Source organism: Croceitalea sp. W27, assembly GCF_055693185.1.
In genome coordinates this window covers 1,602,099-1,621,501 of sequence record NZ_CM146327.1, presented here as the reverse complement: position 1 = coordinate 1,621,501, position 19,403 = coordinate 1,602,099, and the positions used below count along the sequence as shown (strand labels likewise).

General features: G+C 38.0%; 17 protein-coding genes. 7 read left to right on the top strand and 10 right to left on the bottom strand.

Going from position 1 to position 19,403, the window contains the following annotated elements; all coding sequences use genetic code 11:
* Positions 1–93 precede the first annotated feature (93 nt).
* Positions 94–5,655 (bottom strand): alpha-2-macroglobulin family protein, encoded by a 5,562-nt coding sequence (locus tag ACZ1GR_RS07365; RefSeq protein ID WP_472611508.1) that lies wholly within the window; start codon positions 5,653–5,655, stop codon positions 94–96.
* 349 nt (positions 5,656–6,004) lie between these two features.
* On the opposite strand from ACZ1GR_RS07365, the gene ACZ1GR_RS07360 reads away from it, so the two are divergent.
* Positions 6,005–6,769: a hypothetical protein gene (locus ACZ1GR_RS07360; RefSeq protein WP_472611507.1), complete on the top strand. Its 765-nt coding sequence runs from the start codon at positions 6,005–6,007 to the stop codon at positions 6,767–6,769.
* Positions 6,770–6,962: 193 nt separating this feature from the next.
* Positions 6,963–7,703: an acetolactate decarboxylase gene (locus tag ACZ1GR_RS07355; RefSeq protein ID WP_472611506.1), complete on the top strand. Its 741-nt coding sequence runs from the start codon at positions 6,963–6,965 to the stop codon at positions 7,701–7,703.
* A gap of 251 nt (positions 7,704–7,954) precedes the next feature.
* On the opposite strand, the gene ACZ1GR_RS07350 is transcribed toward ACZ1GR_RS07355, so the two are convergent.
* The 6 genes from ACZ1GR_RS07350 to ACZ1GR_RS07325 all read right to left on the bottom strand — a co-directional run bounded on the left by ACZ1GR_RS07350 (position 7,955) and on the right by ACZ1GR_RS07325 (position 11,716).
* Positions 7,955–8,407, bottom strand: a complete 453-nt coding sequence (locus ACZ1GR_RS07350) for a hypothetical protein (protein ID WP_472611505.1) — start codon at positions 8,405–8,407, stop codon at positions 7,955–7,957.
* A 173-nt stretch (positions 8,408–8,580) separates the two neighbouring features.
* Positions 8,581–9,369 carry a TPM domain-containing protein gene (locus ACZ1GR_RS07345; RefSeq protein ID WP_472611504.1) on the bottom strand — a complete coding sequence of 263 codons (789 nt, stop codon included), beginning with the start codon at positions 9,367–9,369 and terminating at the stop codon, positions 8,581–8,583.
* Positions 9,350–9,787: a TPM domain-containing protein gene (locus ACZ1GR_RS07340; RefSeq protein WP_472611503.1), complete on the bottom strand. Its 438-nt coding sequence runs from the start codon at positions 9,785–9,787 to the stop codon at positions 9,350–9,352. The genes ACZ1GR_RS07345 and ACZ1GR_RS07340 overlap by 20 nt, the downstream gene beginning before the upstream one ends.
* Before the next feature lie 2 nt (positions 9,788–9,789).
* Positions 9,790–10,386 (bottom strand): LemA family protein, encoded by a 597-nt coding sequence (locus ACZ1GR_RS07335; protein ID WP_472611502.1) that lies wholly within the window; start codon positions 10,384–10,386, stop codon positions 9,790–9,792.
* A 23-nt stretch (positions 10,387–10,409) separates the two neighbouring features.
* Positions 10,410–10,739 carry a MerR family transcriptional regulator gene (locus ACZ1GR_RS07330; protein ID WP_350290068.1) on the bottom strand — a complete coding sequence of 110 codons (330 nt, stop codon included), beginning with the start codon at positions 10,737–10,739 and terminating at the stop codon, positions 10,410–10,412.
* The gene (locus ACZ1GR_RS07325) at positions 10,739–11,716 is read right to left on the bottom strand and encodes a M23 family metallopeptidase (RefSeq protein ID WP_472611501.1); all 978 of its coding nucleotides are present in this window, start codon (positions 11,714–11,716) and stop codon (positions 10,739–10,741) included. Before ACZ1GR_RS07325 ends, ACZ1GR_RS07330 begins: the two co-directional genes overlap by 1 nt.
* 105 nt (positions 11,717–11,821) lie before the next feature.
* Here ACZ1GR_RS07325 and alaS point away from each other — a divergent pair, with 105 nt between their 5' ends.
* The 3 genes from alaS to ACZ1GR_RS07310 are packed head-to-tail and all read left to right on the top strand — an operon-like array spanning position 11,822 to position 15,570.
* Positions 11,822–14,437, top strand: coding sequence for an alanine--tRNA ligase (gene alaS, locus ACZ1GR_RS07320; protein ID WP_472611500.1), 2,616 nt, complete (start codon positions 11,822–11,824; stop codon positions 14,435–14,437).
* A gap of 18 nt (positions 14,438–14,455) precedes the next feature.
* Positions 14,456–14,938, top strand: coding sequence for a hypothetical protein (locus ACZ1GR_RS07315; protein ID WP_472611499.1), 483 nt, complete (start codon positions 14,456–14,458; stop codon positions 14,936–14,938).
* A gap of 14 nt (positions 14,939–14,952) precedes the next feature.
* Positions 14,953–15,570, top strand: a complete 618-nt coding sequence (locus ACZ1GR_RS07310) for a DUF4230 domain-containing protein (protein ID WP_472611498.1) — start codon at positions 14,953–14,955, stop codon at positions 15,568–15,570.
* Here the strand turns inward: ACZ1GR_RS07310 and ACZ1GR_RS07305 are convergent.
* Positions 15,538–17,304 (bottom strand): aromatic amino acid hydroxylase, encoded by a 1,767-nt coding sequence (locus tag ACZ1GR_RS07305; protein WP_472611497.1) that lies wholly within the window; start codon positions 17,302–17,304, stop codon positions 15,538–15,540. The two genes, ACZ1GR_RS07310 and ACZ1GR_RS07305, sit on opposite strands and share 33 nt — an antisense overlap.
* A gap of 217 nt (positions 17,305–17,521) precedes the next feature.
* On the opposite strand from ACZ1GR_RS07305, the gene ACZ1GR_RS07300 reads away from it, so the two are divergent.
* Positions 17,522–17,980: an Lrp/AsnC family transcriptional regulator gene (locus ACZ1GR_RS07300; protein WP_472611496.1), complete on the top strand. Its 459-nt coding sequence runs from the start codon at positions 17,522–17,524 to the stop codon at positions 17,978–17,980.
* 96 nt (positions 17,981–18,076) lie between these two features.
* Here the strand turns inward: ACZ1GR_RS07300 and ACZ1GR_RS07295 are convergent, their stop codons facing one another.
* Entirely contained in the window at positions 18,077–18,664 is a 588-nt protein-coding gene (locus ACZ1GR_RS07295) for a DUF4136 domain-containing protein (protein ID WP_472611495.1), read from the bottom strand.
* A 73-nt stretch (positions 18,665–18,737) separates the two neighbouring features.
* Positions 18,738–18,896, bottom strand: coding sequence for a DUF5522 domain-containing protein (locus tag ACZ1GR_RS07290; RefSeq protein WP_472611494.1), 159 nt, complete (start codon positions 18,894–18,896; stop codon positions 18,738–18,740).
* Between the two features lie 173 nt (positions 18,897–19,069).
* Between ACZ1GR_RS07290 and ACZ1GR_RS07285 the strand changes: the two genes are divergently transcribed.
* Positions 19,070–19,402 carry a hypothetical protein gene (locus ACZ1GR_RS07285; RefSeq protein ID WP_377767903.1) on the top strand — a complete coding sequence of 111 codons (333 nt, stop codon included), beginning with the start codon at positions 19,070–19,072 and terminating at the stop codon, positions 19,400–19,402.
* Position 19,403: the final 1 nt, after the last annotated feature.

The window sequence follows — 19,403 nt, the reverse complement described above, 5'->3', positions numbered from 1 at the left end:
ATTAACTGTCTGGTCGAGCGGAGCCGAGACCTAATTTCTAATGTAACATAAGCTCATATTTGGTATGTGTACATTCAAACGAACGACTTTGTTTTATCGAACCACCTTAATCCATTGTCCTTTATTTCTTGCGTAACTCGTATTATCATACATAGCCTCTACTTGGGTTCCAGGTAAATAGTAATTGCCTAAGAAGGAAGCGTTCAATTTTACAACAAATGTTTTGCTCTTTTTTGCTCCTAATCCGAAATAAAAATTGGTGCGGTCATCTCGAGTATCAATATAATCTGCCTTGCCAGAGTTGTTGCCGGAACCATCAACATAAGAGGTGTTTACAATTTCCCAACCGCTAGGTACAATTTGAGTCAATGCCAGATTTTCATAACTATCATTGGTAGTATTAAAAACGCTTACTTGCGCCTGCAGTTCCGTGCCTTGACGTAACTCGGTGACGTCAATCGGCTTACCGGTTGCATCTAAGTAACTTACCTTGATATTAAGTTTAGCTTGTTGCGCTAATTCTTGACCAACAGGAAGTTTTCCACTTTGGGTCAAGGTGGCATAAATCACATTATTTTGATTGTTTTTTACCGATAGCTGCCCTTCTTTAGAAGAAATGACGATTGAACGTTGGGCAATTGCCCTATCGGTCTTGACCGTGTTTTCTTTTCCGTTGCTGGTAAACGTGATATCAATAGCTTTTCCGCCGTTCTTGCCTACCATTTTAGCCATTGTCAGCAATGCATAAGAAGTTTCTTGGGTGCTGTACCATCTTTGCGATGAAAGGTTTTTGGCCAAAGAAATTGCTAAATCGCGCTGTTGGCTATCTCCAAGAATAACCATGGTCTCCAATGCCATGGCACGATTTCTGAATACTGACCCGTAAGTTCTATAATCATAGTTATTGGGTTTAAAATTAATGTTGGCTACCTTGGTCAATTGTTGGGCAACTTCTTTTTTGCCCACGAGGGCATAAGCGGCTGCCAAACGCCATTTAGCCTCGTTACTCAGGCTTTTGGTTTCGCGTAATCTATTCATAGCGGCGAGTTCGGGCTGTTTGGCCAAGGCTAAGGTATAAAGGCGATACGCTTGGGAAATATCGTCATTATAACTTGAGGTTTTGTTGCTCCATTGCTTAGAGGCATTTTTTTGATGCCGTAACCAATTGCTCAAGAAAGTCAATGGCAATTGATATCCTTTTTGTTTTGCCTCCAATAAAAAATGCCCGGCATATGAACTTCCCCAATCATCTGCATAGCCATATCCTGGCCAGTAGCTAAGTCCACCGTTCGGGGCTTGAAAATCACTTAATCTTTTAATGGCACTTTTTATATTTTTCTCAATTTCTTTTTTCTTGTCAAAAGTAATATCCATGACATCTGCTAAAAACAACTGCGGGAATGCGGCCGAAGTAGTCTGTTCTACGCAACCATGCGGGTAACGAACCAAATATTCCATTCGTTTCGAAAAATCCATTGGAGGTAGGGTCGAAAATTCGATAAAAGCCGAATTGGTGCCCGATGTTCCAAAAGTGGAAAAATCCATAGTTTGAGATTGATTTTCTGTTATCGTATACAACGAACTTTTTGTAGTTATCGGATTAGGGTTTTCAACATCGATTTCCGTTTCACTTGAAGCATTTTCGCCAGCACCCGAAGCGGTCACATTTATGGTCTGAAAAGATTTTGTCGGATTTACTTTAAATTCAAAATTTACAATTTGCTCACCGACAGTATTAAAAGTGATGCTCTTTGAAGTAGCACCGATAGGCTCTAATGCTTTGCCCGCATCAATATTGACCTTTACATTTTTTACTTTTTTCTCCATAGCAAAAACGGTAACGGGTATGGTGACGGTTTCTCCGGGAGATAGTTTTCTAGGAATTGAAGTCAAGACCATTAACGGTTTACGAACTGGAGTGGTTTTATCTGTTTTACCATAAGCACTCTTTTCATTACCGGCAATGAGCATGGTACGCACAGAGCCTACGTAATTTGGCATTTGTATTTCATGCGTTGCTTTATTACCTGCTTTTAAGGTAAAAGGCCCCAAATAAGAAACAACAGGCTTAAAACGCTGCGCTTTTCTATTTTTAGCACCTTCGGCAATACCGCCACCACCGATAGCGTAAATATTAGTTACACTTATTGAATAAGCGCCCATAACATCGTCAAAAATATCAAAGGTTTTTACCCCCAAAGCTTGTCGCGCATAGAAAGAGGAATGAATATCAGGTGTTTTAAACCTGGTCAAATCCAACAGTCCATCATCAACAACAGCAATGGAATAGGTCATCGGTTTTTTATTGGCTTCAGAGACCGAAATTTTAAAGCTTTTCTCTGGTTCCAGCACATCTGGCATTTGTAGTTGAGGTTCTAAGAACGTAACCTTGTCTTTTACTAAAATGGGTACTACACCATATAAACGAATAGGTAGGTCGTTGGCTACCTGACCGTGTGGCTGTAGCAGTGATATATTGATATAGGCATTTGGTGCCATTTCAGCGGTAATGGGAATGGTAGCCTTGGTTTCCTTTGCCGAAGTTTCTATCCATTGGGTGGATAGTACTTCCGAGCCGTTTTCAATACTTAATAAGGCTCTCCCTCCTACATCTGAAGGAAACGTTACTACCGCAGTTTCTCCAAGTTCATAGTTTTCTTTATCTGAAGCGAATACTAAAATCTTTGAACTTTCGGTGTCGCCAGAAGCAGGTCTTCTCCACCAGTTTCTGTAAAAATAAGCTGTTCTACCAGTGGCATGACCAGAAACTTCATCGATTACCCGAATAAGGTAGCGCCCCCCATCATCATCGGGTACATTAATATTGAATTTCCCTTTTCCATCTGCTCCTGTCGTAACCGTCATTTCTTTAAATGGCCTGTGTACGGTTGCATTCTCATATCGTGAAAGATTATCATAACCCCTGTTCCACCACCAGCGCCATTCAATCTTAAACACTTTTACTTTTAGGTTTCTATTTGCGGCAGGTTTTCCATCAGCGTTAACCGATGCCATGTCAAAGGTGGTATTCTCATCCGTTAGAAAAGAACCGTAGCGTTTTGCTTCTGGTGAACGTAACCCTACAAAATGTGAAAAGGGAGCCAGTTTTTTAGAAAATACGTCTATCGAAAAATCGCCACCACCCTCAAACACTTTAGTAGTAAAAGTGGCCTGCAGCATACCCGGGGCATTTTTATTGGCACTGATCTTTTTATCAATTGTTACCAAGCCATTTTCATCGAGCGTCGTATTCAGAAACTGTAGTTCAGTTTCGTTAAAAGTGCGAACCGGGTCTTGAAAAATATAACCTTTATAGTTTTCGAAGCCGGTGGATGTAGGCTGCAACTTTGCATTGATATCTATTTTTAGGTTTCGAGCCGGGGCACCATGCAACCATTGTACTTCCACTTTGCCCTTATTATTTTCGTTTGCTTTTAAAATATCATCCTCAAAAGCAAAGTTCACTTTTAAACGGTTAGGTTTTACAGTGGCGATTTTTAGGCTTTTATTGAATTGAGCACCACCAACAATTATTTTGGCATTCCAATTTCCGGTAGGGGCGGTTGCTTTTGTTGGGATGGGGAAGTAGTAAAAGGCCCCTTCTTTTTTTGCATAAAGTCCTTCAGAGATTTTCAAACTTTCCTCTTTGAGCACATTACGTTGTACCAATTTTCCTCTGGCATCATTGACCTCTAAAACGACCGGATGGTTTTTTGGGAGAGGATTTCCTTTATCGTCTAAAACAAAGGTCAGGTGGGCAGTATCTCCCGGGCGGTGAACCCCTCTTTCCGTATATAGAAACCCTTGAAGTCCGCTTTGTAGTTCTTGTCCTGAAACATCGAACTTGCTTAACGAAAGCGCGTGGCCATCGGCTAATTTGGCGTAGGCATAATTTCTATCTTTTTCGGCTACGGCGAAGGCCACATTTTTATTGCCGTCATAAATGGCAAAACCGTTCGCATCTGTACTGACTTCGGTCAGCAATTGCTGCTGATAATTATATAGTTTTATTTTAGTGTTGGCCTCTGGTTGTGTGCTCAAAAGATTTGTAGCAGCAAAATGATAAGAGCGATTTTTTCCTTTCTTGACGATCAAACCAAGGTTACTACCTAAAAGATTGGTGGTGACGACTCTATCGGGGTTATAATAGGCCTGACTGCATGGATTATCTTGTTCCTCCCAATTGTAATTATAGTTTCTCCAGTAATAAATTTCATTATCCCAATAACGCTCCTCTAAAAGTTGTTCCGTAGCATTTTGGCCTTCTTCTGTAACGACATAATCTTCATCATCATCGGAAGCCGTTTCACAGGTATAGTTAGCGTGTTCTTTTTTGAAACTAAATTCTATGCGATATAAAGAACCTGGATTTACCTTGATCAATTTAGATAAATCCAATGCATGTGCTTTCCAATAGCTCTGGTTTTCAGAATCGTTTTCCGTTAGCGGAATAACTTTGTATGCCACTCTTCGCCCTACCGTTCTTACATCTGAATTGTACTGCTGCGTGATATTGTTGTTTTGCAGGTATTGAAGCATGTTATCTTCAAAAACCTGAATTACCCGTACTTCGACAGCCTTCAGATTTACGGTTTCAAAATAAATTGGGGTAGCGGCCGCGTCGGGTAGAATGGTCCCCCTTGAAATTAAACGAACATTAGGTTTTAACTGTTCAAAAGAAATCCATTCCGAAAATGTGCCTTTTAAAGCATAGCCATAGGCGCTCTTAATACCTTCAAAAACGTTCACCCTAACTTGCCCTGTAATCCGATTAGAGGGATAAACTTTTAAAATATTGCCATCTGTTTCAAAACGTAGGTTTTCTGCATTTTCAATGGTTATTAAACCATTTAAATTTTGGTTTTCCTTTAGGGGTTCCGAAAAATTTAAGGTCAATGCTGCATTGGGTGAAGTTGAGGTTTTGGCATCGACCACAACAAATTTATTTAGGCCGGGAATAGTGAAGTTTTCGCTTCCTGTATTATTGGCACCTAGCTTTTCGCCGTTCCAGCTGATTTGCAATTCAGAATCGTCAACTTTTCGCTGTATACTATCAATTTTAAAGTTAAAATAACGTGCATTTTCTTCGGTGTTTTCCCATTTTACGGCAAGGGATTTGCCTTCTTGACTTACGGATACTGTCGATTTTATTTGATTGGCATCTAAAATGTCGGATGCTTCTAAAGTACCTGTTAGGTACTGTAAATCTTTGCTGTACGATTGCAGATTGCCCAGGTTGATTTTAAAATTGGGCGCAATGGTCTTAAAGCTAAAGGTGTATTTTATGAATTCACTATCTAAACCTTCGAACAGTTTGCCTAAAGCAAGGGTAGCAGTATATTCTGTATCCGGATTTAGGTATTCCGTTGGTTGAAAGGTAAGCTCCCTGCCGTTTTCGATAGCAAGCTTACCCTCAACCTCGGGCACTATCTTTAAATATTCATTGGGCAGTTCTTGGGTTAGTTCAAATTGCTCCAACTGTTTTGCCAAAACAATTTTAATTGGTGTGGCGATACTTTGTTGCCCATTGGTATGATAACTCACATAATCTTTAAACTTAAAAAGATTATCGGTACTACTGCTCTCGCTCTTTTTTTTGCAAGAGCCTAGTACAAGTAGAAAAGCGATTAGAATAACTTTTAGAAAACGACCCATGTTTACGGTGATTAAAGATTAAACGGTTTCTTCTGCCACGGCAAGATAGCCCAAAATGAGGGCAGACAGTTCACTGAAAATGGGGTTTTTGAGTTTAAAACTCTAAGTAGTTACGGACATAGCTTTACCGCTGGATGTTCTTTTAAGAATATTTTGTGATGCGCTACAAACTTGGCTTTTCAAGATGAATACTTATGAAGGTAAAAGTATTTTACACAGATAATCTACTTTTACTAGTATTGTTTTGCCCATAAATACAATGCTATTCTTATATTTCATATAAAATGGAAATAAACAAACTAGTTTGTTTATCCTTACGTTGTGCTTCATTATAACCAACCACTAACCAATGATAAAATTCTTTAGAAAAATTAGACAAAAACTACTCTCTGAAAATAAATTCAGTAAATATCTGATTTATGCGATTGGAGAAATTATACTTGTAGTTATTGGAATTTTGATAGCATTGGGAATCAACAATGCGAATGAAAATCGAAAAGAAAACAAGCTGGAACAGAATACTCTCTTAAATCTAAAAAAGGATTTTCAATTAAATAAAGAAAACCTTGAAAGTGTTCTTTCTGACAACGAAAAATATATTAGATCTGATTTAAAAATTTTAAACTTTGGGAGAGATAAATCATCCATTAAAACAGAATCTGAATTTGGCATACTGCTTGATGACTTAACCGCTCTATCAGAATTTTTTCCAACCAATAATTCATTGGATAACTTACAAAATTCAAGTAGTTTAAGTTTGATTAAAAGCCAAGAATTGAGGAATAAATTATCTTCCTGGAAACCATATGTTGAATCAATAAAAGACAAAGAAAATAATACATTGGAATTAGAACGTAAAGCAATAGATTTTATAATAAAAAATGGAAGTTGGCTAAATGTAGATGAAGCATCGAATTTTAAAGCCTTGGATAAATACACTTTACCAAAATCGAGATTTGAAGTCGATAATAGAACTTTACTAAACACTATTGAATTCGAAAATATAGTAGAGAATTTGATTATGCATAAGAATGGTTTAATTCGGACAGAAGAAAAAACATTACTATTAGTAAAAGAAATTCTCGATTTAATTGATAAAGAGATTAAAAAATAACGAAAACACAACAAAACCTATAAACAATACGGGCTTAGGTTTTAAACGCCAAAGTCTGTGTATATCTAGAATGTCGCAAAATCTTTGGGATTTCGCTTTGGACAAGAAAAAATTAAAACCAAACCAAAAGATTTCGCTATGTGCGTGGCGGAAAGCAATTTTTAAGCCGTAGCCATATTTCAGGTCAAGACATTTGAGAAAATCGAAGTTTACGATAAAAAAAGTAATTGTTGGAATTCTAATAATCGGAGTATTTGGTTGTAATTCTAACCAAAAGGAGAACAACTCGACTAAAACCTATCCAGATATTAATATTGTAGGTGCAATGAAAAATGTTATGTGGAAAGGAGAATTAAGTGAAACTATTAAACTTGATACTATTTCTAATAAAAAAGGTCTTTATGGACTTGGACCAGAGAGTTATCTGACAGGAGAATTACTTATAAACGATGGACAAAGTTATGTTTCAAAAGTCACATCAGATTCAACTATGACGGTTGAAAAAACATTTGATGTCTCAGCACCTTTTTTAGTGTATGCCAACGTGACGGAATGGGATGAAATAAAATTAGACTCAAATATTAAGTCAATTCAAGATATTGAAAGCTTAGTAGATGAGAAAACGACTAGTTTTAAAAGACCATTCGTCTTCAAACTAACAGGCGAAATATCAAAAGCAATTATTCACATTCAAAATTTACCTAAAGGAACAAAAGTTTCGTCACCAAGAGAAGCTCATCAAGGACAAACCAATTACGAACTGAAAGATGAAGAAGCAACGATAATTGGATTTTTCTCAAAAGAACACAAAGGAGTTTTCACACATCACGACTCAAATGTTCATTTACACTTAATAACGAAAGACGAAAGTAAAATGGGACACTTGGACGAAATGGAAATTGAGAATATGAAATTGTATTTACCGAAAAAATAAAGACTATGGGTAACAATAGCTAAAATTAATTGCTTCCGTCCCGATAGCTATCGGGACTAAGCGGAAATCACGCACAAAAAGTTATCTTTAGGTTCGGCTGGATTGTCCTTCGAACGAATTACAACAATGAACTTTAGCTGAGACCGTTTCACTTTAAAAAACGCGAACAGATGAAAAATTTTGAAGACCTTTTAAAAGGTGGAAATCAAAATTCATTGGTGAACACATTGGAGACGATTCTAGAAGAAACCCTACCTTAAACTAACGGAATACGACCCATTATTTAGTTCTGTGACTCTGCCATTACTAGAAAAGCTTCTGAGTTGTTCTATGCCACCACAGCAACCGTCATTTTCGGAAAGTGTGATGTCTATGGATAAATCTGCCGAAGCTTGGCCGCCAAAAGTTAGGGTGTAATTATTTTCACCTAATTGCCATGGAAAATTTTCTAGAATTAAAAGTGGTGTCCCGTCTTGGGTCTCAAAAATATTCGAAGAAATTTCACTGCTATTTTCACCAGTGATAACAAGGTCTTCTAAAGTATAAGTTTCATTTGCAAAAACATTGCCGCCATTTTCAAGTATTCTTAGTGCAAGTGATGGAGGACCTGCGCACAAAACTGTCGAACAGTCATCGATATCTTCATCACATTGAAAACACAACAGCAATAAAAAGAGAACAGGAAAAAATCTTTTAATCATCATAATTAGTGCTTTAGTTTTAAGATATAGTTTTTATGAAAAAGTTGCTTTTTACAATGAACAATTAACAATTGTAATGTAGGCTTTAACTATGGACAATGGCATACTTTACTTTTTTAATCTATTATCTAAAAGCGAAGCGGTCTAATTTCTTAATTCTACGAGCAAAGCGAGTGTTACCATCCACCTGAAGCACCGCCACCGCCGAAGCCTCCACCACCGAAACCACCACCAAAGCCGCCACTACCAAAACCACCACCCGATGAGCCCGAACGATAGCCACCGCGTCCCATATTGCTGAGAATAATAATATCCAATAAATCACCACCAATACCTCCTCTTCCGCCACGATTATTTCCTTTTCCGCCACGACCCTTTCTATTCATAAGAATAAAGAAAATGACCAAAAAGATGATAAAAGGTAAAAGAGAGTCCAGAGGAAAATCTTGGTTCGTATTAAAAGTGCGGTCTTCTTTAAATGTTCCGGATAGTACTTGAAATATAGCATCTGCCCCTTTGTCTAGGCCTCGATAATAACTTCCCGCCTTAAATTCGGGAATAATAACGGATTCTATGATGCGTTTGCTCATGGCATCGGTGAGCAGGCCTTCTACGCCATAACCCGTATTTATTGCAATTCTACGGTCGTTCTTGGCCAATAAAATTAATACGCCATTATCCTTTTTAGCTTGACCGATTCCCCATTTTTGCCCCCATTGTGCTCCTAGAAAGTTAATGTTTTCACCTTCAGTAGAGTTGATTATGGCAACAACTATCTGCGATGAAGTGCTATCGGCATATCGAATTAACTTCTGCTCCAAACGAGATTTTTCCGATGCCGAAAGTAGGTTTACATAGTCGTAAACACTGGTCTGTTTTTTAGGTTTTTCAGGTATGGTGAACTGCCCCCATGCTAAGGCGGTAAAAAATAAAGCCAGTAAAATACTAACCTTTCGAAATTGCATCGCTCAGTTCATTGGTGTCATTATGATTCCATGGAAAATGTGCCTCCAGTTCTTTGCCTGCCTTTAAAACACCTTCAACGATACCTTGTTTAAAATTACCTTTTTTAAAATGTTTTGAGATTATATTTTTGGTATCGTCCCAAAAACCCCTTGGTACCGCTTTGTCAATTCCTTTATCGCCGTAAATAACAAACTTTTTATCTACAACGGCGACATAAAGCAATACGCCGTTTTCGTCTTTTGTGTTATCCATTTTTAAAAAATGAAAAACTTGCTGTGCACGGCTAAAATGGTCGATTTTGGCCGAAGCTTCTATATGAACCCTAATCTCACCCGAAGTGTTTTTTTCGGCTTCAAGAATGGCGTTTACAATCTCTTGCTCTTCATCTAAGCTTAGAAAAGCTTCAACTTTAGACATACTTAATCAAAATTAAAATCTACATCAGGTGCATCTTCTGCCCCTGGTTTTGAACTGAATAAGGCCATGGCATCAAATCCCGCGATATTCGCTATAATGTTAGTTGGTATTTTTTCGATTTTGATATTGTATTCTCCGGCTAGGTCATTAAAACGGTTTCGTTCGACATTAATCCTGTTCTCGGTACCTTCTAACTGCGATTGCAATTCTAAAAAGTTTTGGTTAGACTTTAGGTCCGGATACCGTTCCACAGTGACCAAGAGTCTTGACAATGCCGAAGACAAGCCCGATTGTGCCTGTTGAAACGCGGCTAATTTTTCTGGAGTCAAGTTATTGGCATCAATAGTAGTTGAAGTGGCTTTAGAACGTGCTTCGATAACATCTTTAAGTGTACCACGTTCAAAATCTGCTGCCCCTTGAACCGTTTTCACCAGATTGCCGATTAAATCACTTCTTCGTTGGTAAGAGCTTTCAACATTTGCCCATTGCTTAGTAGCTTGGCCTTTCATCTCTACCAAATTGTTATTGGTATTTACGTACCACATACCGGCTACCAAGAGTAGACCAATAATTATGATTACAGGAATTAGTTTTTTCATTTTCGTAAGTGTTTAGTGTTTATTTAGAGTTGTTCTTTGATCTTTAGAAGCTCTGCCCGTATTTTTTGAAGTTTTTCGATGACTTCAAAATTAGATAGAGTTTTGTGTTTTTCTTCTTTTAAATGGATTTTGGCACCTTCTAAAGTAAACCCACGCTCTTTTACCAAATGATAAATAAGCTGAAGGTTTTTAATGTCTTGTGGTGTAAACTTTCTGTTTCCCTTTGCGTTCTTTTTAGGTTTGATGGCATCAAATTCTTTTTCCCAAAAACGAATAAGTGAGGTATTTACTCCAAATGCTTTGGCCACTTCACCAATACCGTAATATCTTTTTTCGGGGAGTTCTACGTGCATTAATCTAGAGATTGGTTTTCTTGATTAGCGTATTTGAGCATATTCTCGAACTCTATTGGTGATAAACTGCCGTAGTAGAAGTTAATAGGGTTAATCTTTTCTTTGTCTTTCCATACTTCGTAATGAAGATGAGGTGCTTCAGAACGGCCTGTACTGCCGACAAAACCAATTAAATCACCACGTTTAACCTTTTGGCCTTTGCTCACGTTATACTTGCTCATGTGCGCATAGAGACTTAAATAGCCATGGCCGTGGTCAATACGTATGTGTTTGCCGTACCCGGATGAATTGCTATCGGCCCTTGTAACAACGCCATTGCCAGATGCATAGATAGGTGTTCCACGCGGTGCGGTAAAGTCCATACCCTTATGCATTTTTCTAGCCTTTGTAAATGGGTCCGTACGCCACCCAAAACCTGATGCCATACGTTTTAAATCTTCATTTCTTACGGGTTGTATGGCAGGTATAGCTTCTAAGAATTTTTCTTTTTCCGCTGCTAATATGGCAATCTCATCTAAAGACTTTGATTGTATCACCATTTGTTTCTGAATGATGTCCAATCTTTTGGTGGCATCTGTAATAATCTTTGAATTGTTGAACCCTTCTAGGGACTTATAACGATTTATACCACCAAAACCGGCTCTTCGTTGTTCTTCGGGTATGGGGTTGGCCTCAAAATACAATCTATAAATATTGTTGTCGCGGTCTTCAATATTGGCCAAGACCTGCTCCATATTCTCCATTTTTTTATTCAAAATGTCAAACTGGAGCTCATAGTTTTCTACCTCTCTGGCCAGGGAAAGTTCTCTGGGTGTATTTAAAATATCGGTATTTAAAAGGATCAATAATCCTATAAAACCAAAAAGTGCAGAGCCCAAAAGAAAAAAGAATAGATTACGGTACCTTTTTGATTTTTTAGGTTCAATCTTTCTATAAGAAAGCGTATCGGGATCGTAATAGTATTTTACTTTAGACATGAGTGGATTTTATCCTATTTTTGGTCATTCATTTTTTTGATAACAAACAAATATAAAAATTGTTTTGTTGTATCTGTTAAAATTAATTAAAGCTTAGCTCTTAAGATGACATCGCAAAAGGTTAGAGAACAGTTTTTAAACTTTTTTAAATCGAAAGAACACACTATTGTTCCTTCCGCCCCAATGGTCATGAAAAATGACCCGACATTGTTGTTTACGAATGCGGGAATGAACCAGTTTAAAGAATTCTTTTTAGGGAATACCGTTTCAAAATCAAAACGGATTACCGATACCCAAAAGTGTTTACGTGTAAGTGGAAAGCACAATGACCTTGAAGAAGTGGGTAAAGACACCTACCACCATACGATGTTCGAAATGCTGGGGAACTGGAGTTTCGGCGATTATTTTAAAAAAGAAGCTATTCAATGGGCATGGGAACTTTTAACCGAAGTATACAAAATTGATAAGGATAGTTTATACGTTTCTGTTTTTGAAGGAAGCAATGATGCCGATAATTTAAAAATGGACCAAGAAGCTTTGGACTTGTGGAGTGCAATCGTGCCCAAAGACCGCATAATAATGGGCAATAAGAAAGATAATTTTTGGGAAATGGGCGACCAAGGTCCCTGTGGACCCTGTTCAGAGATCCATGTGGATATTCGTTCAGAAGAAGAAAAAGCCAAAGTGCCCGGTGCTTCTTTGGTAAATCAAGACCATCCATTGGTTGTAGAAATTTGGAACTTGGTTTTTATGCAGTACAATCGCAAGGCCAATGGTGAATTGGAAAATTTACCGGAAAAACATGTAGATACAGGCATGGGCTTTGAGCGTTTGTGCATGGTTTTACAAGGCGTACAATCGAACTATGATACCGATGTTTTTACGCCGCTTATTAGGGAAATAGAAACGATAACCAACCATAAATACGGTAAAGACGAACAAACGGACATCGCTATACGGGTTATAGCCGACCATATTAGGGCCGTGGCTTTTTCTATTGCCGATGGGCAATTGCCAAGTAATACCGGTGCGGGTTATGTAATACGAAGAATTTTAAGAAGGGCCATCCGTTACGGATTTACATTTTTAGATACCAAAAAGCCTTTTATGTACCGACTGGTAAAGGTGTTAGGAGAATCTATGGGCAAGGCCTTTCCAGAATTGAAAGAGCAATACCAATTAATAGAGAATGTGGTCAAAGAGGAAGAGAATTCTTTTTTAAGCACCCTAGAACAAGGTTTAGTTTTACTGGATTCTGTAATAAAATCTTCAAAGCATAACACAATCGATGGTCACAAGGCCTTTGAATTGTACGATACTTTTGGTTTTCCCATTGATTTGACCGCATTAATACTTGAAGAAAAAGGATATGGTTTAGATGTTGAAGGTTTTGAAAAGGCACTTCAGGCTCAAAAAGACCGTTCCAGATCGGCATCGGAGACATCTAAAGAAGATTGGACGATTCTTTTAGAAGATGCTGAGCAAGAATTTATAGGCTATGATAGCCTAGAGGCTAAGGTGAAATTGGTTAAATACCGAAAGGTCAGTAGTAAAAAAGATGGAGATCAATATCAATCGGTATTCAATCTTACGCCATTTTATGCTGAAGGTGGCGGCCAAGTTGGAGATAAAGGTTATTTAGAAGCTTCTAATGGAGATGTCACCTATATCATAGATACCAAAAGAGAGAATAACGAAATTATTCATTTTTCTGAGAACCTTCCAAAAGATATTTCAGGAACTTTTAAGGCAGTCGTAGATGAAAAACAACGTCGAAGAACAGAAAGCAACCATACGGCAACACACCTGCTTCACCAAGCATTGCGTGAGATTTTAGGTGAGCATGTTGAACAAAAAGGTTCTGCGGTGCACTCAAAATACCTAAGATTTGATTTCTCACACTTTTCCAAAGTGACAACAGAAGAGCTACGTGAAGTGGAAAATTTTGTAAATGCGCGCATTGAGGGGCACTTGCCTTTTGAAGAAAATAGAAACGTTCCGGTGAAAGAAGCCTTGGCCCAAGGTGCCATGGCCTTATTTGGTGAAAAATATGGTGATACGGTGCGCACAGTTCGTTTTGGGCAATCTATAGAACTTTGCGGAGGTACGCATGTGAAGAATACTGGAGATATCTGGCACTTCAAAATCACCTCAGAAGGTGCTGTGGCATCAGGTATTAGAAGAATTGAAGCAATTACCTCAGATGCTGTAAAAGACTTTTATTTTAAGAACAACAGGACGCTTTTTGAGGTTAAGGATTTGTTGAACAATTCACAAGATCCCGTAAAGGCGGTTACCGCTTTACAAGAAGAAAATGCCCAATTAAAGAAACAGGTCGAAGCCTTGTTAAAGGATAAGGCCAAAAATTTAAAATCGGAGTTGTTAAATGAACTAACCGATTTAAATGAGGTAAAGTTCTTGGCAAAAAAGGTGGATTTAGATGCTGCAAGCATTAAGGACCTGTCTTTTGAAATGGGTCAGAATAAAGAAAACCTTTTCTTGTTGTTAGCATCCGAAAAGGACGGCAAAGCCATTCTGTCCTGCTACATTTCTAAAGAATTGGCCTTTGAACGCAATCTTAACGCTGGTACTATTGTTCGTGAGTTAGGCAAGTATATTCAAGGTGGTGGTGGGGGTCAACCTTTCTTTGCCACTGCGGGCGGTAAGAATCCAGCGGGAATTCCGGAAGCATTGGAGAAGGTACAAGTGTATTTAAAGTAAATAGAAAGTAAAATTGACATGAAAAAGTTTAGGATGTTATTTTTGACCCTTGTGTTTGGTATAGCCTTACTTAACTGCTCATCATCCGATGATGGTTCTGGTGATGGTGAATTTATTAGGGCAACGGTAGAAACGCTTTCTTTTGAATCTTCTAACAGTGCAAATGGGGCCACAGCTTCGAAAATAGACGGGGGAGAATTCGTAACGTTTATTGTTCAAGGTTTTGATGAAGCAGGAAATAGTATAGTAATCGTAGTACCTGAATACGAAGGTCCTGGAACGTACGGCCTAGGAAATAACAATGGTAGTTTTTCTGGGTCTGGATTGTTTGCAGATTTGTCTTCTGCTTGGAGTTCGACGAACGAAGGAGGCACAGGTTCCATTACGATACTGACCGATAATGAGGAGACAACCGGTAGTTTTGAATTTCTTGGGGTAGATGCCAATGCACCGAATTCTACGAAAAATGTAACTAGCGGTAGTTTTAGGGTCAGGTTTTAATAATTGCCGAAAACATGAAAAAGGTACTTGCAGGGGTCGTTATTACATTAACCGTTATTCTAGTGTATCGTTCTTGCGTTAATGATGCCAATGACGAGACTATTCTGCAAGAAAACTCCATGCTCATCGAGCAACAAATCAAAAATGTTTCAAAATTGATTGTTACCGAGGGGCATTTTGCTGAGGTCTATACCTATGCAGATTCTAAAGAACTATTTGGGCCCTTATTAACTGCCGATAAAAAAGCTTTGGTCGTTGTCAATGCAGATGTCACAATAGCCTATGATTTAAGTAAGATTGATTTTGAAATAGAAAAGGAAACCAAAACGCTTAGAATTAAGAATATCCCGGAGCCTGAAATAAAAATCAGTCCAGACTTTGAGTATTATGATGTAAGTGCCGATTATTTAAACCAGTTTGAGGCATCGGATTACAACAAAATCAAAAGAAATGTCAATGCTTCATTACTAAAAAAAATTGATGCTTCTTCCTTAAAAAGTAATGCTCAAAATAGACTGCTTAGCGAACTTTCTAAGTTGTTGGTGTTGACCAATACTATGGAGTGGACCTTGGTTTATAATGATACTCCCGTAGAAGATTTAAGTATTTTTAACCAAAATTTGGTCAATTAATTCCAGTCCGTCATCAATCAAATGACCCACTTTTGGGTTTTCTAATTTCACTGTTTCCAAGTGCTGTAAAATTGCTGCAGCGAAATCAGTGTCATTACCGATTTTTGCCAACTCATATAATTCTACAGAAAGCAACCAATCTTTTGGGTAGTGCTCTTTCAGTTCTTTGAAGACTTTATTTCTAGAAATAGTAGTGTTGGTGCCTTCTCTAAACTCCCTTATTTGCTGGTAGTATTGTTGTAATTGTAATCGCTCTAGGTCTATTTTCGATTTGTCTTTTCCACCGGGAGTCAACTCATGCGAAACCAAATCAAAGCTATTTAAATCTGCTGGGCCGTTAAAGGCCGAAACAATCTTTTCACCGACCGCCATATGATAGAGCCCCCATTCAGGAAGAAACAAAATTGTGCCATCATGGGTGACTTTGCAATCTTTAAAGGTGATTAAAATGATTTCTCCTCTCAAGTTTCTTGTACCGGTCACAATTTCTCCACTGACGATGACACCACCTTCGAATTCTAAGGAAACCCGTTCTCCTTCATAAATCTTGTAGGCTTTTAAATCGCGAGGGCCCATATCTTCAATAGGAAGATTGATGCCCCTTAATTTTCCAATAGGGCATCCAAAACCATCGGAGTGATTTTTGGTACTATGGCCGACCAATTCCTTTTCTCGGTAAGAAAGGGCGGTTTCCCCTTTTGTTCTAAGGTAGATAGGTTTTCCGTCGTGTTCGAGAAATGTATCAAAAATACCGGATATCTGTATTCCTGTGCTCAGCTCAACGGTTCCTAACGCTCTTGAATGCACTAATTTCTTTAATCCTTTGAGTCCCCCGGTGCGCAGCGCCATGGTATTTGCAAAATCTTCCAGCACCTGATTTAAAAATGCAAAATCAGGAGTAACAAAAAGTTGTGGTTGAGGTTTGGTAATATCAAATTCTTTATAAGTAGCTTCAATGGAATAAGGTAGTTTTTTCACATCATCGGTCATGCACCAAGCACTTTCTCCGATGCTGGAAAGCAATCCTGCACCATATATTTTAGGGTTTTCTACCTTTCCGATAAGTCCGTATTCAACAGTCCACCAGTGAAGATTTCGTATGAGTGCCATTTCACTGGGTGTGCCCATATTCTCTTGAAGGTATTCGATATGTTTTTCCGCCTTTTCAATTTCTTCAAGCGGAGTGCCTTCAGCTTCTTTGATTATTGATAAATGCCGAACCGCCTCATAGAGTTCGTAATCTTTTGCACTTGAAATAGCCTTACACCCAATTTCTCCAAAACGTCGCAAATACTCTGCATATTCAGGATTAGCAATAATAGGGGCATGACCGGCACCTTCATGAATAATGTCCGGGGCAGGAGTGTATTCAATGTTCTCCAATTGTCGAATATCAGAAGCGATAACCAAAACATTATATGCCTGAAATTCCATAAATGCGGAAGGAGGAATAAAGCCATCGACGGCAACAGCTGCCCAGCCAATTTCTTTAAGAATACGGTTCATGCCATACATATTCGGAATATGGTCTATGGAGATTCCGGTTTTCTGTAATCCTTCGACATAAGACTTATGGGCCACTCGGCTTAAGTAATCTACATTTTTGCGCATAACATAGCGCCAAACAGCTTGGTCTATGGCAGTATAATCCTCATAGTTCTGGGGTTTTATATATTGCCTTAAATGTTTGGGCAGTTTATCTAAAATGGGATTGCTTTCGTACGTGCTTTCCATGGCCTATTTAGTTAAAAAGAGGGTTAGCATAAATAATAACAAACCAATTTTTACTTCGTGTAAAAAGCGTTTATTTCTAATAAAGATAGGTTTAAAGGATTAATTATATTCATAAAGAAAATTTAAAGGTAAAAATTCCTTTTTTAAGATATATTTTTAGGAATTAGTGTTAATTTTAGAAAAAGAATTAACAGAATACAGGAAAAATTGAAGTACGATGTTGGATAAAGTCGATAGAGCTATCTTAAAAATTTTGGAAAAAGACTCAAAAACAGTGGCAAAAGCCATAGCTGAGCAGCTTAATCTCACGAAAACCCCGGTGTATGAAAGAATAAAGAGGTTAGAGAATGAGGGATATATTAAAAAATACACTGCAATTATCAGTAAGGAAAAGATAGAACAAAGTATTACCGTTTTTAGTTTTGTTTCTCTTGAAGCGCAAAAAGGAAGCCTTATGGATGATTTTCTGCAGAAAGTGTATGAATTCAGCGAAGTGACCGAATGCTTTGTGGTCGGTGGGGAGTTTGATTTTTTGCTAAAGGTGGTCGTTAAGGATTTGGATGCCTATTATGATTTTGCAAAAACAAAAATTGCCTCCTTAGAAAATATTGGTGCTGTAAAAAGTGCTTTTGTTCTAAACGAAGTAAAGAATACTAATTCGTTTCCTTTATTGTAGTAAAAAGGTAAATAATGAGGCGAAGTCGTTGTATTAATTTGCTTTAAAACACTCAAACTATCTAATACAACTACTTCGCTTCAACTTAACTAAGTCTTAATTCGCAGCTAACGCCGGCGGATATGCTTCAAGAATTTGAGATACAAATTCTTTAATACGTTCTTCTTTCTTTTCAATATTTGTGGTATTGTTCAAAGTGCCGATACCACGCCCTTGCCACACCAATTCTTTGTTTTTAGAATCGATGAGGTCTATGTAAAGTGAACCTTCGGTTCTTGTGCTAACATTGCTGCCGCCCCAGCCAAAACCAGGACCCCAGCCCCAGCCTCCCCAGCCGAAACCGCCCCAACCAAAGCCACCCCAACCCCAGCCACCCCAGCCGAAATTGTTGTTGTAAACATCAACTTGTTCACGCTCTTTTGTAAAGATGCTCACTAAAATATCAGGATTTTGAGATTTGGTAAAACCACGAGAAGCCATCTCGGTATCAATAGCCCTTAAGATTCGTTTTTTGTCAAGATCTGAAATCTGGGCCTTGTCGATACCTGTTTTGTAAAACGCATAGGTTTTATACTCTTTAAAGTCAGTTTCACGATCATAATCTGAAGCTACACGCACCGAAACGCATGAACTTAAAAAAACTAGGACCAATAACGGTAGGGCAAGAAATTTAATTTTTTTCATATCAATTTTTTTTAAGTTAAACCAAAATCCACATCCAAATAACCACAAAGACTATGCCGAAAATACCGGGTTTTTATCTTGAATTGGTTTTTTTGTCATATCCATAGGGGCAATGTCTGCAGCCACTTTCACAACAATATCCGCGTTTAAGATGAAACTGTTCAGTAAATACTTTGTATCCTTCCGGAGAAAGGTAAAAGTCACCCTCTTCAAGGGGTATTAGTTCTTTCATTTTTCACAGCTAAACAATACGATAAAGTTACATTTTTTGGGCGTAAGAAGTAGAATGGGCAAAGTGAGCAATAGGTTATCCACCGATATTGTTAGTAACAACAACGAATATTCTTACAATTGAACGAATTGAACTAATATATTTGAATATCCCTCGTTTCAAAGAAATAGCAAATGGTTTTAGTATTTAAACATTTTTTTCGCAGAAACTACGTAGGCCTTACCCTTTGGCCCTTCATCTTTGTAAAAGAGGATGGTCTTAAAGAAGATGTGGTTTTAATAAATCACGAAAAGATTCACTTAAAACAACAATTGGAACTTTTTATAGTGCCGTTTTACATTTGGTACGTTGGGGAATGGCTTTTTAGAACGGTATTGTACCTAAATACCTACCGCGCTTACCAAAACATCTCTTTTGAACGCGAAGCTTATGCCAATGAAAAGGATCTGGGGTATGCGCAACGCAGAAAACCCTACAGTTTTTTAAACTATATTTTTCGGCCATAAC